Source organism: Lysinibacillus sp. Ag94 (assembly GCF_023242215.1).
In the GTDB taxonomy this organism is placed as follows: domain Bacteria; phylum Bacillota; class Bacilli; order Bacillales_A; family Planococcaceae; genus Lysinibacillus.
In genome coordinates this window covers 2,299,351-2,316,336 of record NZ_CP096780.1, presented here as the reverse complement: position 1 = coordinate 2,316,336, position 16,986 = coordinate 2,299,351, and the positions used below count along the sequence as shown (strand labels likewise).

The window sequence follows — 16,986 nt, the reverse complement described above, 5'->3', positions numbered from 1 at the left end:
CGCACTATTTATACACCTCTTTTATTCCCCCAAACGAGGGCATGCAACTGTGGTAGTACTTTGACATCTCTGAATTCCTCATCGTTAATCACTCTATCAATCAGCGCATGATAGTTATCCAACAAATGGAGTATCAATTGAGAATTGTCAGTTGTTGTGAGATCATCATTACCGACTTGGAGATAAAAAGGAATCATTGGATATCGTTGGTGAATTTGTTTAGCATATTCGTAATCCTCTTGATTAAAAACGACTACTTTTAGAGATATATGGTGATTACTGTTGCGATTTTTAAGCTTTTCGAACATATTAGAGAGCACCGAATAGTCTGTGGTCATTCCAGAACTAGGTGGCTTAGGTGAGATTGTCAGTTCATCAATCTCATACATCCATTTTTGCCACCTACTTCCCTGTGTTTCCACCCCGATCTTTATGTCGTTTTCTTTTAAAATCGCAATGAGTTCTTCCAAATTTTGATGGAGTGCAGGATTGCCGCCTGATATCGTGACAAATGAAAAACCACTGCCTCCAAGGCGTTTCAACTCAGACCAAATCTCTTGTGCTGTCATTTGGACGATAAGATGTTTTGCGCTACCATCCCATGTAAACGATGAATCACACCAAGAACAGGAATAATCACAGCCTGCAGTTCTCACAAACATAGTCTTTTGGCCAACGACCATTCCCTCGCCTTGAATCGTCGGTCCAAAAATCTCGATAACAGGTACCTTACTCAACTTCCATCCACTCCCGTCTAGCTTCTGCATAGCTTGTCGGAGTTTCATATAGTCTGATAAACTCTACACGCGCACCGTTATATCTTTGTTCATCATGCAAGGCCTCAGTCAATTTTTCGTAAATCCAAACAACAATGTTCTCTGCCGTCGTATTCATGGGTGGAAGCGTTTCATTTAAATAACGGTGATCTAAATGAATTTCTATTTTTTGTTTCCATATTGCTTTTATATCGCCAAAATCAATCACCAAACCGCGTTCATCTGTGTATCCACTCAGTCCTAATACTACGCGATACGTATGACCGTGCAGGTTTTTACATTTCCCCTCATAATTGTGTAAATGATGAGCCGCATCGAAAGTAAATTCTTTGCTTATGAGTACACGCTTTGTATGATAGTTTAATTGATTTCTGTGAATATCTTCATCTATTTTTTGGAGTTTATCGACGATTATAAATTCTGACATGCCTTAAGACTCCTTCCTGAAGCTCAAATACTCATCAAGCCCTTTATTTCGCAGTTTACATGCCGGGCATTCACCACAGCCATCTGCTATTACACCATTATAGCAAGTCAGCGTTCTTTCTCGTATAAATTCAAGTGCCCCAAACTGATTAGCTAGCTCCCATGTTTGTGCCTTATTCAGCCACATCAACGGTGTATCAATCACAAAGGAATCATCCATCGATAAATTTAATGTTACATTCAAGGATTTAATAAAAACATCTCGGCAATCCGGATATCCGCTAAAATCCGTTTCACAAACGCCAGTGACAATATGCTTAGCTCCTACTTGACTCGCTAAAACGCCCGCAAATGAAAGAAAGAGAAGATTTCGACCAGGTACAAAGGTCGATGGAAGCTCACCATTTTCTCCGTCTACTACCTTTATGTCTTGTCGTGTCAACGCATTCGGAGCAAGCTGATTCAGGAGTGACATATCTAGAATGTGATGCTTAACTCCGAGCTCCCGTGCTATCTCCTTCGCACATTCAATTTCAAGACGATGCCTTTGACCATAATCAAAAGTAACAGCCTCAACTTCTTCAAAATGTTCTTTTGCCCAGAACAAACAAGTTGTACTGTCCTGACCTCCACTAAATACAACAATTGCTTTTTCTTGTTTCATCTAGAAAAACTCCCTTATATCGATTTTTTTAACGAATATTGTGTACCTTAGTACCAAAAAGTTCAATTCAATCCCAGCTTCGGCAAGACATAAAAAAACCTCCTTGTAAAATGTTTCCCAACACTTTTCAAGAGAGGCATTACCAATCATTCTATTAAAACATAAGTAAAAACATAAAAAAAAGCCACGTCCGATATGGACATGGCATATTGTCATGTTTCCATAGTTTTTTATAGAGGGTATTTGCTATGAACCTCTCCCGATCTAGTCCGGGCATTCTTTTCAATATAATACAAAAAATAGTATGAAACGTCAATTGTATTTTTCTTCTCTGGAAAAACCACTGTTATATAGTACACTAAACACTTTGCTGAGATTTAATTCATTCACAAAATAGTCATATTACCTCAATAAATCATAATTCCATTGTCTAGAACAGATTTATTTTGCACCTGATTTCCTAAAATATATAGCTTTTTTAAATTAGGCAAATTCACTAATGGCTCTACATTCGAAATAGCGTTATTTTCCAAGTGAAGCACCTCAATTTGGTGCCACTTTTCCATAAAACCCAATGATTGCAGTGAACTATCTTGGATAGTGAATGAATGCAGAGCTGTAAGACCAACAAAGTAAGGCATTACCTGATCAACTTCATGTACCCAATCACCATTATCTATTCGGAAGGATACATTATTCAAAGTTAAATGTTCCAGTTTGTTGTTGCTAAATGAATTTTGACTATTAAATTGGAACTTACACTCATTACAATTTAACGTTTTTACATGCTGTAAATTGAATAACTCACTCGTCTCTTCATAAAAAGTGGTCTCTTTTAAATTTATTGTTTGCAGATTCGGTAGACGATTTAAAGAACGGATACCTATAAAATTGCCAGACTCCATTGCTGTAAGTTGTTCTAGCTGTGGGTATTTCAATAATTCAGCTCCATTCAAATACGACTGTCCCCCACTTATATCAACAGTTAAATCTTTTAAAGCAGGTGCCTCTAACTTGGATAAGAAAGTATTTTTTAATTCCGCTTTTGTTAAATGGGGTGCTACAATCGGTGCTATTTGGCCACTATAACCAGTTATCGATAAATCGGTCAGTGAAGTCAGGCTACTCACGATATCAAGCAATTCTAATTTATAAAGAGAAGCTAAACGCAACTTTGTCAATGAAGACTTATTTCTAAGACGTTCTACATTCGTAATATCTATATTTTCAAGATCAAGCGTTTGTAAATTAGGCATGTTTTGTATAAAATCAAGCGTTTTTAAGTTTTTTACCGCTGTAAGTTTCAAATTTTGTAATTGATTCAGTGAATAGAATGAGCTAAAATCTGTTGCTTCACTATAATCTATTGCTAACGACTCTAAATCAGTTAATAAAGACAACCACTTCAAATCGTTGGCAAATTTTATAGACAATGATTTTAACGGCAGTTTATTCAGCAGTGGGAAATCTGTAACCTCCTCGGTGTGATACGAAATTTCAAGTGATTGAAGATTAGGAAATTGTAATAGTAAAGCAAGTTCATCATTACTTCGAATTTGAATAGAGAGCTCTACAACATTGGACTTATCGCTAAAATAGTCAGCAATTTTACTAAATGATTCATTAAAGCGGCCTGTATAACTTTTTAAACCTTCCAGATGTCGGAAGCTTACATTTTCACTTTGTGATATTTCATAATCCCCCATCAGATTCAATACCGTCAAACCTGTAAAGGCTTCAAAATCTTTTTGTTCAATTTTTTGTGTATTTAATAGCTTATCCATAATAATATAGGTAGAAATTTTGGCTTGCTTATTTGTAAACGGATCGTCAAGACTGTAATCAAAATGCCATTGATCTTCAGAATAGTATGCCTTCAAATAACGGACACTTGCGATTTCTTCTTTAGACGGCATTGCTTCACCTTTATCAAAAATATCTTTTAAAAAGAATAAAAGAACTTCGCTTTCTGGCATTTTCCGAATAGGTATTTCCTTATGTTTACCAAATTCTGTTTGATTGCCACTCAAAAGAAAATAGCCAAGAAATACACAAAGGAAGACAATCGGTATTATTAAAAGCGCTTTTAAATTCGTTTTTGGACGTGTATCTTTATGCGCAGAAGTTGTACCATAATAATTATTAATCGTCTGATCAACATAATAAACTTTATTTTCTTTCAACATTATTTCAGTTTCACAAAAAGGACATTTGAATGATTGTCCCTCTCTATATTCAATTTTCCCATTACAATTCGGACAATTTAATTTAATGAATTCCACTGGCAATCTCCTCTCCAGCTCTACTTTTAATTAAGCTTAGTTGTCCGAAAAATAATTGTCAATATTTCTATTAAATACTAATTATCTGGATCATCACCAAAACATGTGGTTGATTTCCGTTCCGACTGGGCGCTTTGTAGCTGTCGCTTCGCTTTCGCTACAGATAAACATTTGTTGCTGTCGCTTCGCTTTCGCACAGAAAACATTTGTTGCTGACGCTTCGCTTTCGCACAGAAAACATTTGTTGCTGTCGCTTCGCTTTCGCACAGAAAACATCCGCTGCGCTGCAGGGTCAGATCACTGATCCCCGAGGAGTCGCCCAATCGGAACGAAGGTCAACTATTTACATAGTAGACGTTTTACAAATGTCTTCCACAACTTTTGGTGATGAACCTATTATCTTCCACCTTAAGACTTACAAAAAAGTCGCCCATATGTTTTCTAGTACAAACTTAAAATAACAATATAAAATTGTTTAACAATTTTCATACGAATTGGTATCCAAATCGCATTATAAAGCTAACATTATAGAAAGTTCTATAACGATGCGAATACATAATCTTCTTTTCGCTCGAATTAGTTAACGTGATAATTTAAATGGAAGGAACTATTCAACTTACCGGGCAGGTTAGCGGAAGAAGGAATTTATCTATTTGAGTAGAATATACTAACTATTAAAGCTAACAAAAAATGTTAATGTGAAAGAACCTTAATGTAGCCATAATTCATTAATATTTAATAGCTCCTTCTATAACTTTCACATTTACGTACTCTATTGATAAAAAGAGAGGTAAAAGATGAATTATAAGACGAAAAGAATTTTATTTTTTTCAGCAGGTACATTAACCTTATCCACATTATACTTATTAACATCAGGGCATTTTAAATTCTTTATACCCTTCTTGTTTATTACTGTTACAACTTTAGTATTATTTTTACTAAATGAAATTAAAAAAACTTAACTCAAAGGAAAAACAAATATGAAAGAAGTGGTAAACCTAGAGTATTGTTTTCTATTATGGTTCGAAAAAAGAACTTAATATGAGTAAATTGGAGGGTAATTTATATTGATGATAGAATGGCCTCGAAGGAAAATTATTCTGATAAAATTAGCAAGGAATTTTACTTTGAGAGAAACTTATTTACCAAATTAGCAGTTCAAACACGATTGGTTCTCTTTTTTTACATATTACAGCGATTGAGTTTGTTCATCAGATATTCTCATTTAAAATCAAACTTTATTAGAAAATGAGTACTTAGAGTTGGACAAAAAAGGTACTGCATTTGCAGTACCTTTTAATATGCTAATTAATTGTCTTTTTACCGTGCGATTTTGCTTTTTGTACTCAAAACAGAACCCATAAGGCGACTTTTTTGTTTATTCACTTTTTTAACTTCTGGTTTATAATCCTCTGACGTAAGAGTAAGCTTTTACGTTTAAAGGTTTATTCATCGCGATCAAGTGCTTCTTTCACAAATGTAGGAAGTGCGAATGCACCAACGTGTAAATCTGTATTGTAATATTTCGTTTTTAGAGCAAATTTGTCCCAAGCATCTACTTGAATATCTTTAATTGGATGTAATGCTTTTGAAGCAAATCCGAATAGCCAGTGTCCTGATGGATACGTTGGCATATGGAATTGATATACGCTTGCGATTGGGAAAATACCTTTAATTTTTTTATGTGCTTTACGCATGTTTTCTGCATACTCCGTGAAGTATGGTGATTCGTGTTGATTAATTAAAATTCCTTTTTCATTTAATACACGGTAGCATTCTTTATAAAAAGCTGTTGTAAATAAACCTTCGCCGACAGAAATTGGATCAGTAGAATCTACTAATATTAAATCGAATGATTGATCCGCTGCGTTTTGAACGTAAGCTAAGCCATCATCGAAAATCAATTCCATACGAGGATCCTCTTCGACACCAGAAGCTGTAATTGGAAGGTATTTTTGGCTTAAACGGAATACTAACTCATCGATTTCAACCATAACTACTTTTTCTACTGATTCGTATCGTAGTACTTCACGAGCAGTACCACCATCACCACCACCAATAATTAATACCTTTTTTATATCTGGGTTAGTCGCGAATGCTGGGTGTGTAATCATATCGTGATAAACGAACTCATCTTTTTCATTAACCATCATCAAACCGTCTAACGTGAAGAAAGTACCAAACTCTTCACTTTTATAAAAATCGATTTTTTGGAACGGAGATTGTTCACTATGAATCTCTTCGTTGTATCCGATTGAAAATTTACAGTTATCGCTCCATTGTTCTGTATACCATTTCATTAAATCACGTCCTCTAATACTTCTTGTTTCACTAAAATTGTATCAATTTCTTGTTCTGCAAATTGGCGAATTTTATCTGCCATTCCACGTGGAACTTCAAATGATTCTGTCTTTTTCGCTTGCAGTTTTTGTTCTAAATATTCTGCTGCTTTCCAGGGGCTTACTGAATCGCCACAAGTATAAACATCTACAGAGGCAAATCCGTATTCTGGCCAAGTATGAATCGTTAAATGGGATTCAGCAATAATTACTGCACCCGAAACACCATATGGGTTGAAATGATGGAAGCAAGATTCTACAATTGTTGCCCCAGAATAGTCAGCAGCTTCATTCATAAACTGTTCGATTAATGCATTTTGCTCAATAATTTCACTTGGGCAACCATAAAATTCAATTAATACGTGTCTTCCTAATGTTGATAATTCAATGCTCATTTATTTGTCTCCCTTACGACTGTAATATAATTTTCTTCTTTCGTTTCGAACAGAACATTCCCAAAATTAAGAAAATAGAAGTTATATAATTCTACTACTTCCTCTGAAATAACTTCACCAGGGATAATTAGTGGTATTCCCGGTGGATAAATCATTAATGAATCGGCACTAATTCTACCTACCGCATCATAAATTAACGTTGTTTCTGTTTCAGCATTACACGCCTGTTGCGGTGTCATGGCTAATTTATTAATGTGATTCGCTGTCACATAAGCTGACTGAATCGCATCTTTTTTTGCGTGATGAAGTTCAATATCTTTCAATGCATGTACTAATTTACCGATTGTTTCATTCGTATCAATATGACTAATGACTGCCATTATGACATATCCTTCAGCAAGTTCTAATTGAATGCCATATTGTTGTTTTAATATTGTGTAAACTTCGAAACCAGTTAAACCGAGATCGTTCACACGAATAACAAGTTTCGTCCAATCATAGGATTGATTAAAATTTTGTTGTACATAGTCAGCTTTTAGCACTTCATAGCGTGAATTATGTTCAATTTCTTCAATTGCCGCATCAACAATTGACTTTAATCGGCTATAACGTTGTTGACCATACAAAGCCAATTCCCTTCGTGCTACATCTAAAGAGCTCATTAATAAATAATTGGCACTCGTCGTTTGCAGCATATTTAATACTTTTTGCAAATGCTTCGAATCGATTCGTTGTTCTTGTAGTAATAGAAGCGAACTTTGTGTTAATGAACCCCCAGTTTTATGCATACTGACCGTTACTGCATCGGCACCAGCACTAATCGCATCGTTAGCATCAGGTAAAAATGTTAAATGCGCTCCGTGTGCACTATCAACTATAACTGTTACATTTTGTTCATGTGCCAGCTTGCAAATTTCTTGCAGTTGATTCATCGAACCAAAATATGTTGGATACGTTACAAGTAAAGCTTTCGCTTGTGGATTTTCTGCAAGTGCCGCTTTTACATTTTTAACTGAAATTCCGTGTGCAATACCAAAATGTTGATCAACTTCAGGTTGAATAAACACTGGTTTTGCTCCGCTTAATATAATGCCGTTCATCACTGATTTATGGCAGTTACGAGGTACGATCAATGTATCCCCCTGTTTACATGTCGCTAAAATCATCGCGAGAATACCTACAGTAGTGCCATTTACTAAAAAGTAAGCGTAGTCTACATTAAATGCTTGTGCAGCTAATTGTTGAGATTCTTTAATAACCGATTCCGGATGACTTAATAAATCAAGTTCCTTCATCGAGTTTACGTCCATTCTTAATGTCATTTCTCCAAGCGTCCATTTTAATGGGTTATCATGTAGCCCCATTTTATGACCAGGTACATCAAACGGCGTAACATCTTGTTTAGTATAATTGACTAAAGCTTCAAATAATGGCATGCGGTCCTGAGTGGCTAAAAATTCCGCTGTAGCCACTCGATCTTGCACGCATTGCATTATTGCCCCATAGCAACTGTTAAAAGTTGCTCTATTTCAGAAACTTTGTCTGTTTTTTCCCAAGTTACGTTGACATCACTACGTCCAAAGTGACCATAAGCTGCAACTTGTTGATATTGTGGTTTACGTAGATTTAGCATGTTAATAATGCCAGTTGGCGTTAAATCGAATAATTGACGAATCGCTTTTAAAATTTCTTCTTTCGCTACTTTTTCTGTACCAAATGTTTCTAAAGCGATACTAATTGGTTCACTTACACCAATTGCATATGATAATTGGATTTCACATTTATCTGCCAAGCCTGCTGCAACAATATTTTTTGCAACGTATCGCGCTGCGTAAGCCGCTGAACGGTCAACTTTTGTACAGTCTTTACCAGAGAATGCGCCACCACCATGACGAGCTGCGCCGCCATAAGTATCAACAATAATCTTACGTCCTGTTAAACCTGCATCTCCGTGTGGTCCGCCTACTACGAAACGACCAGTTGGATTAATTAAAATTCGGAAGTCCTCATTCATACCAAATTGCTTCGCAACAGCTTTAATTACATTTTCTGTAACGTAATCAATGAATGCTACTCGGTCAAAATCATCATCATGTTGGATTGACATTAAAACAGTATCAATTTTAGGTTGCATACTATCCGTATAATCAATGGTTACTTGTGATTTCATATCTGGTCGAGCCCATTTGAATTGACCATTTTTACGTAACTCAGTAGCACGTTTTACAAGCATATGTGCCATTTCAATTGCTAGTGGCATATAGTTTTCCGTTTCATTTGTCGCAAAACCGAACATAATACCTTGGTCACCTGCACCAACTTCTTTTGTATCGCTTGAAGAATCAACACCCATTGCGATATCAGGAGATTGCGTATGTACTAAAACTTGTACATTGCAGTTATGACCATCAATGCCGAACTTATCATCTGTGTAACCAATGCCGATTAGGGTATTACGGGCAATTTTTTCGATATCTAGTTCTGCTTTTGTAGTGATCTCTCCACCAACAATTACTGTGTTTGTAGTTGTGAATACTTCACATGCCACACGTGATAGCGGATCTTGCGATAATGCTGCGTCTAATACTGCATCTGAGATTTGGTCTGCAATTTTATCTGGATGTCCTTCCGATACAGACTCCGATGTGAATAATACTTTTTCTGACAATTTTAACTGCTCCTAACAATTATAGATTTTTAGGGCATAAAAAAAAGCTCACCCAATTTTAAGGAAAGCTTCGAATACTATCAGCTGCTGTTCCTCTTATTGTTCACAAAAGTTTAATTTTGTGCTCAGGTTCGGCCCACTGGATTTAATTCATAATGAACTAAATTGTTTGGCCACCGTATCTTCGACCCCTCGTCTCAACGGTTATTAATAAGAGCTATATTATTATGCTGAGACTCATATTAAGTCATAAACATTTGAGTGTCAATTTATTTTTTTATAATTAATCTCTATGAAAATTATTGATTTACCCTTTTGAACTAAAAATTACTAAGTGTAACGTTTTGCAACGTATTAATAATTATTATAAAAAATGAATAATAATGCATGCGGAGGTTTTTTATATTAATAATAGAATGAACTCCTATTAAATTTGCTAATAGATGCGTCAAAATAACATATTGTAAACATAAAAAATTTCAGATCATCGAGGGATATATAGGAATTTTTCAGGACTTTTATTGATAGATATCATTTAAATTTCTATAATTCAGAATATTATTTTTGGTCAGTTATAAGAAGTCCCTGACGAATCTTTCTTTCCAATATGGTGTGTTGATCGACTACATTTTAACTATAATTGTTCCACTAAAAATATTTTTTCTCTTTACAACCACTATGGCCATAATAGCTATGGATTGAGAAATTCATTTGTCTTAGCGAAGGCTGATTTAATACTCTTCCCTCCTACTATTAATTATTTGATGCAAATAATTATCTATTAAGTATTTTACTGGCTTGTTGATAATCCTTTTTATAAATATCATTGACAGAAAATTCAGACTAGATATATAATTTTTGGTATTACCACTGTATTTAATTTGTATTACCACAAAGCAAAGGAGGCGAGGATTTGAAAGAAAAGGAACGCTCCTCAGATAAAATTGAAACTGAATTAATTAGATCGATATTGGCTGGCGTTTATTCTGTAGGAAGTACTTTACCGCCGGAAAGAGAGCTTGCCAAAAAATTAGGTGTTGGTCGACCAACTATTCGGGAGGCTCTTCAACGTTTAGGAAGGGGTGGATGGATAACAGGGAAAAAAGGAATGCCTGCGGTTGTAAATGATTATTGGCGCAATGGGAATCTAACGACACTTGTTAATATTATTGAGAATCATCATACCATTACAGATGAATTTATCATGTACTTATTAGAATTAAGAAGTTCTTTGGCTCCGACTTATATTCGTGATGCTGTCACATTTAATCAGCCTAAAGTAGTTGCTCTCCTTGCCAATCTAGAGCAGCTTAAAGATAGTGCTGAAAGCTATGCAGCATTTGATTGGGATTTGCAAAAGAGTTGTGCTGGCCTTGCAATCAATCCCATCTTTCTACTCATTTTAAATAGCTTCGATTCCATTTATATGGATATGGCAAAAAGATATTTTTCTGTAAAAGAACATCGTGTGTTGTCCTTCGACTATTACCACGACTTATTAAACGCTGCATTAAAGGGGGATGCAATGGAAGCAGAAAGGCTGTCTACGTCAACCATGGCGAAAAGCTTAGCACTTTGGAAAGATAGATAAAAATAACGAATACTGGAGGCGTGATAAATGAAATTGAAATATTTTAAAGAATATTTTTCCTATCCTGATATATTAATCATGACCTGTCTATTCCTTATTAGTTTTGGATTGATGATTCTACATTTAACGTCTATCGGAATTTTAGGTGCTTTTATTCTAGGAATGATTATGTATTCCTTAGCTGAGTATGTTACACATAGGTTTCTTTTTCATCTGAAACCACCAAAAAGTGCATTTTTGTTAAAAATGCTTAAACGTTTACATTACGACCACCATTCAAAGCCGAATGAATTACATTTATTATTTTTACCTTTATGGTATAGTGTGCCGAACATTGCAATTGCAGCAGCCATTTTTTATATTTTTTCATCTAGCTTTGTAATGACAAACGCATTTATTGCAGGCATCATGCTCTTTTTATTATTTTATGAATGGAAGCATTATATCGCTCACCGCCCCCTTCGACCAATATCTCCATGGGGACGTTGGATGAAAAAAGTTCATTTATGGCATCATTTTAAAAATGAAAATTACTGGTATGGTGTTACGAACCCAGCCTATGATTTTCTCATGGGCACCTATAAAAAACAAAAGGATGTTGAGCAAAGTAAAACTGCTAAAAATTTAGAGAAACGCGGCGACAACTAGAAAATAGAATGAAAAAATATGCCTTGTAGGAGGCGCTGTAGGAGCGATTGAGGAAGTATAACAAAAGGACCTGTGATTTTACTCACAAGTCCTTAGATGAGAATAGTCCTCTACTTAATCACCTCGGTCTGCTTTAATAAACTAACCTTATTCAGCGTTCTCATTACAATTGAATCTTAAAGTTTTTTTGTATAATAGTATCGCTTACCCGTTAGCGGATAATCATTGAGTACAAATTCTTCTTTATAGCCTAGCTTCACGTAAAAATCAGGTGCTTGAAAACTAAAAGTATTGAGGAAGGCATATTTGCATCCTCTATTAATAGCAATCTTCTCAGCTTTACGCATCAATTCCGTACCAATATGCTGTCCACGGAGTTTTTCACTTACCCATAAATACTCTACTTCTAACCAATTTCCATGTGTATCACCAATCAACCCCGCAACTCTATTTCCTTCTTCATCGTCTACAAAAAGACCAATATCTTTTACTAACTTATCTTCAATGTTATTAAGATTGTATTTTAATAACTCTTGAAAAATATGTTCTTTTTCTTCTTCAGTGACTTTTTCAGATTCAATGTATTTCATTTATTCTCCCCCTTTATACGATTTTAATTAATAAGTTTCCTAATACCTTTATTCATCACTTTTGCCCTTTTTTAATTAACTGTTTAAAGAAGAACACCTTCTTTAAAATATTTCCGCCATTTTGCACCTGATACAGCTTTTAATGCCAATAATCCTAATAAGAAGAAGAAAAATGAACCAATTAACCCCACAGGACGGATCGAAGTTAATTCAGCAGCTAAACCTAGTAAAACCGTGAAAGCAACAATGAAACCTGCTTCAATGACACTAAAGATGCTTCCGAATCTTCCCATCATCGTCACGGGGACATGATTTTGGTAGAAAGTTAAATACCCTGTATTTGCAAACGTTACAGCAAAACCGATTAAAAATACACCAGGCACTGCACTAATAAAGCCACTCGAACTGTAAAGTACTATATAACCTAGTGAAGTAAAAATGGTACCAATACCTATTAAATGATTAACTGCAAGTTGTTTTGAAAATACAGAATTAATAATTGAGCCTATTATTATTCCAGCTCCAAAGACACTTAATAAAAACCCATAATTGGTGTCTGATATTGAAAGAATGCCTTTAGCAAATGCTGCCTCGAGAGAATCTATTGCAGTCATGAATAGAGTAGTGCAACAAAATAATACATATATTTTTGTAACATAGATATTGTCCTTACTGAAATTAAAAACAATTCGAACATCACTTTTTATCATATCCCATGTAAATCTTTGCCCCTCTATCTCTTTGAGTCTTGAATCAACATTAGGCAGCATCATTATAATAAATGCTGAAATAAATAAAGCTACTGCATTTATATGAATGGCAATATAAGGAGTACCCATCCAAAATAAAATTCCAGCAATAGCAGGACCTATTAGTGAACCACAAGAGTTGATAAAACTACGTAGTGCATTAAAGCGTTGCCGATCTTGTTCTGGTATAAGTTTAGTCATATAAACCATAGATGTAGGTTGAAAAATAGCACTTCCCATATTAATGATAAACGCTAGTACATAAACATAAATAAGTGAAGGTAAAAATGGAATTAACGCAATACATATTGCTCGGAAAGCGTCTAATCCCATCATAAGTCGCCGTGTATTTACCCGATCAATTAAACTACCTGACCAAGCATTAGAACATATAGTTGCAATTGGACTTAGTATATATAATAAAGCAATTGCAAGCGGGGAACCTGTTTCGTTCAATATTATTAAATTCAGTGAAATTAGGTAAACCCATGCACCCACATTTGAAATGCCTATTCCTCCTAATAGTATTAAAGGATATTTCCATCTGGACATAATCACCACTCCTATTTTATTTTTTTAAAAACAAAATAAAAAACTCACCCCCAAGATATTTATCTTGGGGGCGAGTCATATCGCGGTGCCACCCCAGTTTCATTTCTACATTGCTGCAGAAACCTTATCGAGTACGGCTTTGTGAATAAATCACCTGCGATACTCTATCTCTATAACGTGAGAATACGTTGCATCATCATTGTTCCAATAAACAAATCCTATACACAGCTCAAAGGCTTGGTTCAACACATTTCCTATCCCTCTTTTTCAGCTACTAGAGGTCTCTGTAGATAGTACGTATGTTTACTCTTCTTTTCACAGCTTTTTATATGCAATTTTGTAAATTTTATACTATCTCAAACTAAAATTCAATACAAAAAAGTAGGACTACTAATATTATTTCCCTTGTAAATACAGAATTATTTGCATTTAAAGGATTGATGTTAAAAAGTTATTTCCTTCAAGCATTACCACAACTATTCTTATTAGACTAATGTTTCGTTAGCACAAGAGGCGATTGCTATACTCTAATAAATGTGTATATTATCAGTTATACGACATTATTTCTCTCCCAAAATAAAATACCGCCGTCATCTGCAATTACAAAATAATTTCCACTAAATGAAAATCCATAGCAATACAAAAAACCTTTATAAATGCGAACACAATTTTTATTGTGTCCTTCGATCAAACAGTCCTCAAAGGCAGGTTGATAAATTATATCTTCACAAGGATAAAGAGGAGATACTCTTTGTAAACTATCCCCGAATTTATTACTGATAGGCAGTATACTCCCACCATATTTCCCTGCCAATTTAATCGATTTGTCTTCTAAAACGTCGAAACCTTTACAAATTAACAAAGTTTCATCTAAATCAAAGTCATCTGAATAATCTCGAGAAATTTTTTCTGCTTTTGCTAAATCTATAATCCCTCTACCATCGCTAGATACAACAAGTAATAAGTCGGATGATTCATCAAACCCAAAATATTCAAAACCACTAATACTAAAATTACCCCTAAAAGTCCACCCAACCGGGCTTTTAGCAATAGGTATTTGTTCTAAAATGCTATATGTATTTTTTCTATGTTTCTCAAATTCCCTACTTTTAAAGTAATCCATGATAACCTCCTTAAAAAATAATCAGAAAGCGTGCCCTTATTTTCCATTATTTTTTGTACACGCTTACTATCAATTCAATACAGACGAAACAAATATCCATCTTTATTCAAAACGTCCCTGTCTTTCAGTAAGCACCCATTTTCGTACATAGCCCATCTTTTCTTGAATACTTTCGATTGTATTTTCACTTTTAAAAGCCTTTTGCATGACGGTATAGCGCAAATCCGTAGCTCGCACATTTGTACCGATATCCTTCGAAATAGTTTGGAAAATTCGCTCAATTGTTTTTGTTGAGATAGCTTTTGATTGACTCGCCTCGCTTACCCAAACCCATTCTCCTAGCTTATCTTCATGTAATTCCTCAGTTGCCTCTTTATAGTGCGCCAACATGCCCATTAAAATTGGAGAAAGCTTTATTGCTCTACGCCCGTTTTGATTAGCAATGAAAACTACCGAAGATTCAAAATCAATATAAGACCATTTCATACAGACAAGCTCTGCTGGCTTACATCCTGTTTCCATGAGTAGTTGGACAATGCAGCCATTACGTCTTGCTAGCCAAGCATGCTCCTTTGTTTTAGCGTATTGAAAATAAGTTGGCCAGACATTCGCAATTTGCAGCAATTGTTTCTTCGTCAGTAATTTCAAAGCCTTTTTTTGTCGCTTTTTTGGCTGTAAAATGCCCTCATAGTCAAAGGGCTCTACCCACTCTCTTAAAAAGACAAAGTCAACAAAACCCCGTAAAGTAGCAATTTTATGATTAAACGTGTTGACATTTGCGTAGGTCTCATTCAAATAATTACTATATATATATAACAATTCTTTTAAATGCTGATCTACATACAAGTAGTTGTTCTCATGAGCAAACGCTAAAAATTGCTGTCCATCTATATTGTATTGTTTTTTCGTAGCCGCACTTTTCTTCAAAGAGTTTAAAAGTAAAAAATAGCTATTCCATGCTTCCACTAGTGTGACCATCTTGTGACCCCCTTAGTTACTGTGCGTGTTTTATTGTAGTTTACTATATTTTTGGAGCGTTAGTTATAATTCATTTATTTAAAATATAATGTCGGATAATCTGTAGTATTAATACATGATCCCGCTTCCCGTGTTCAAATGCTTCTTGCAAAATGAGGAAACAAATGATCCTATAGCAGTGTCCCACATCTTTTGTTTTCTTACAATAGTAATTTTCCGCACATTGTTGTAGGACAATTTCTTTAAAATGACCCTATTCTTGTATAACCGGGCTAATTTACATGAAAATTCGTATAATTTAGTGTTTATTGCTGTTTGTGTTATATAATAAGAGTATCAACTATACATGTAGGGGGCTTTTCAAGTATGCAAGTAAAAACAACTCGACTTGAAGCAGAAGACGCAAAAATTATTTATCAAGAAACGGCTGGGCTAGCAATAATTACGATCCATCGCCCACAGGCTAAAAACGCACTAACAGCAAATATGTGGGATCAATTGGCAAAAATCGCCTTACAAGTATTAAATAATCCGAAAAACAAAGTATTGATTTTACGCGGCTCTGGTGAAAATTTTACGGCAGGTTCTGATATTAAAGAATTCAACGCCATATCCCTTGAAAAAGCCGAAGAAGCATTTGTACATATGGAAAAAACGATATCCACAATTGAGCGTTTACCGATTCCAACGATTGGCGTCATTAATGGTCCCGCAATGGGTGCTGGTTTAGAGCTTGCGCTAGCTTGTGATATTCGCATCGGCTCTGAAAAAGCAAAGCTCGGTATCCCTGTCGGTAAATTAGGGATCACTTTAAATAACAAATTTGCACAACGTTTAGTTCAACTAGTTGGCCCTTCTACGACGAAGGATTTAGTATTTACTGGTCGTATGTTTAAAGCTGAAGAAGCCTTCAAGATTGGCATGCTTAACTATTTAGTAACTGAAAAAGATTTAAATAAATACATGATTCGCATGGGTAAACTTGTTGCAGGGATGTCACCTGAATCTTTACTGGCTGTGAAGCAATCTGTTCAAGAATGCGTGGACAGTGTACCCACATTATGGCAAGGCTCAACTCCGTTTGTCGGAAAGGATTTTGCGGAAGGCTGCCGTGCTTTTGTAGAAAAACGTCAGCCACAATTTACACGTCAATCAACATAAAAAAACAGGTACTCTGTTCGCCCATTAGCGAATGGAGGTACCTG

15 protein-coding genes, 1 riboswitch and 1 other annotated feature are annotated in these 16,986 nt (G+C 35.2%); of the genes, 3 read left to right on the top strand and 12 right to left on the bottom strand.

The window, feature by feature from the left end; all coding sequences use genetic code 11:
* Window positions 1-8 precede the first annotated feature (8 nt).
* From queE to metK, 8 genes are all read right to left on the bottom strand, one after another.
* On the bottom strand, window positions 9-737 hold the full coding sequence (gene queE, locus MY533_RS10695; protein ID WP_248719192.1) for a 7-carboxy-7-deazaguanine synthase QueE: 729 nt from the start codon (window positions 735-737) through the stop codon (window positions 9-11).
* Window positions 730-1,203 carry a 6-carboxytetrahydropterin synthase QueD gene (gene queD / locus MY533_RS10690; RefSeq protein WP_248719112.1) on the bottom strand — a complete coding sequence of 158 codons (474 nt, stop codon included), beginning with the start codon at window positions 1,201-1,203 and terminating at the stop codon, window positions 730-732. Before queD ends, queE begins: the two co-directional genes overlap by 8 nt.
* A 3-nt stretch (window positions 1,204-1,206) precedes the next feature.
* Complete coding sequence (gene queC / locus MY533_RS10685) at window positions 1,207-1,866, bottom strand: 7-cyano-7-deazaguanine synthase QueC (protein WP_248719111.1); 660 nt, start codon at window positions 1,864-1,866, stop codon at window positions 1,207-1,209.
* A gap of 216 nt (window positions 1,867-2,082) precedes the next feature.
* Window positions 2,083-2,129, bottom strand: a riboswitch (PreQ1 riboswitch).
* A gap of 144 nt (window positions 2,130-2,273) precedes the next feature.
* Entirely contained in the window at window positions 2,274-4,148 is a 1,875-nt protein-coding gene (locus MY533_RS10680) for a leucine-rich repeat domain-containing protein (protein WP_248719110.1), read from the bottom strand.
* Window positions 4,149-5,593: 1,445 nt separating this feature from the next.
* Window positions 5,594-6,448, bottom strand: coding sequence for a polyamine aminopropyltransferase (gene speE, locus MY533_RS10675; protein ID WP_248719109.1), 855 nt, complete (start codon window positions 6,446-6,448; stop codon window positions 5,594-5,596).
* Entirely contained in the window at window positions 6,448-6,882 is a 435-nt protein-coding gene (gene speD, locus MY533_RS10670) for an adenosylmethionine decarboxylase (RefSeq protein WP_082172725.1), read from the bottom strand. Before speD ends, speE begins: the two co-directional genes overlap by 1 nt.
* Complete coding sequence (locus MY533_RS10665) at window positions 6,879-8,375, bottom strand: aminotransferase class I/II-fold pyridoxal phosphate-dependent enzyme (RefSeq protein ID WP_248719108.1); 1,497 nt, start codon at window positions 8,373-8,375, stop codon at window positions 6,879-6,881. The genes speD and MY533_RS10665 overlap by 4 nt, the downstream gene beginning before the upstream one ends.
* Complete coding sequence (gene metK, locus MY533_RS10660) at window positions 8,375-9,550, bottom strand: methionine adenosyltransferase (RefSeq protein WP_248719107.1); 1,176 nt, start codon at window positions 9,548-9,550, stop codon at window positions 8,375-8,377. The genes MY533_RS10665 and metK overlap by 1 nt, the downstream gene beginning before the upstream one ends.
* A 913-nt stretch (window positions 9,551-10,463) precedes the next feature.
* Between metK and MY533_RS10655 the strand changes: the two genes are divergently transcribed.
* Both MY533_RS10655 and MY533_RS10650 read left to right on the top strand, forming a co-directional pair.
* A complete protein-coding gene (locus MY533_RS10655) occupies window positions 10,464-11,141 on the top strand; it encodes a GntR family transcriptional regulator (RefSeq protein WP_248719106.1) in 678 nt (225 codons plus the stop codon).
* A 27-nt stretch (window positions 11,142-11,168) separates the two neighbouring features.
* Window positions 11,169-11,789: a sterol desaturase family protein gene (locus tag MY533_RS10650; protein WP_248719105.1), complete on the top strand. Its 621-nt coding sequence runs from the start codon at window positions 11,169-11,171 to the stop codon at window positions 11,787-11,789.
* A 176-nt stretch (window positions 11,790-11,965) separates the two neighbouring features.
* On the opposite strand, the gene MY533_RS10645 is transcribed toward MY533_RS10650, so the two are convergent.
* The 4 genes from MY533_RS10645 to MY533_RS10630 all read right to left on the bottom strand — a co-directional run bounded on the left by MY533_RS10645 (window position 11,966) and on the right by MY533_RS10630 (window position 15,781).
* Complete coding sequence (locus tag MY533_RS10645; protein WP_248719104.1) at window positions 11,966-12,379, bottom strand: GNAT family N-acetyltransferase; 414 nt, start codon at window positions 12,377-12,379, stop codon at window positions 11,966-11,968.
* Window positions 12,380-12,462: 83 nt separating this feature from the next.
* Window positions 12,463-13,680: an MFS transporter gene (locus tag MY533_RS10640; RefSeq protein WP_248719103.1), complete on the bottom strand. Its 1,218-nt coding sequence runs from the start codon at window positions 13,678-13,680 to the stop codon at window positions 12,463-12,465.
* A gap of 63 nt (window positions 13,681-13,743) precedes the next feature.
* Window positions 13,744-14,008: a binding site (T-box leader), on the bottom strand.
* Window positions 14,009-14,230: 222 nt separating this feature from the next.
* Window positions 14,231-14,803: a hypothetical protein gene (locus tag MY533_RS10635; RefSeq protein ID WP_248719102.1), complete on the bottom strand. Its 573-nt coding sequence runs from the start codon at window positions 14,801-14,803 to the stop codon at window positions 14,231-14,233.
* A 102-nt stretch (window positions 14,804-14,905) separates the two neighbouring features.
* Window positions 14,906-15,781, bottom strand: coding sequence for a tyrosine-type recombinase/integrase (locus MY533_RS10630; RefSeq protein WP_248719101.1), 876 nt, complete (start codon window positions 15,779-15,781; stop codon window positions 14,906-14,908).
* A gap of 366 nt (window positions 15,782-16,147) precedes the next feature.
* On the opposite strand from MY533_RS10630, the gene MY533_RS10625 reads away from it, so the two are divergent.
* A complete protein-coding gene (locus MY533_RS10625) occupies window positions 16,148-16,942 on the top strand; it encodes an enoyl-CoA hydratase/isomerase family protein (RefSeq protein ID WP_132362390.1) in 795 nt (264 codons plus the stop codon).
* Window positions 16,943-16,986: the final 44 nt, after the last annotated feature.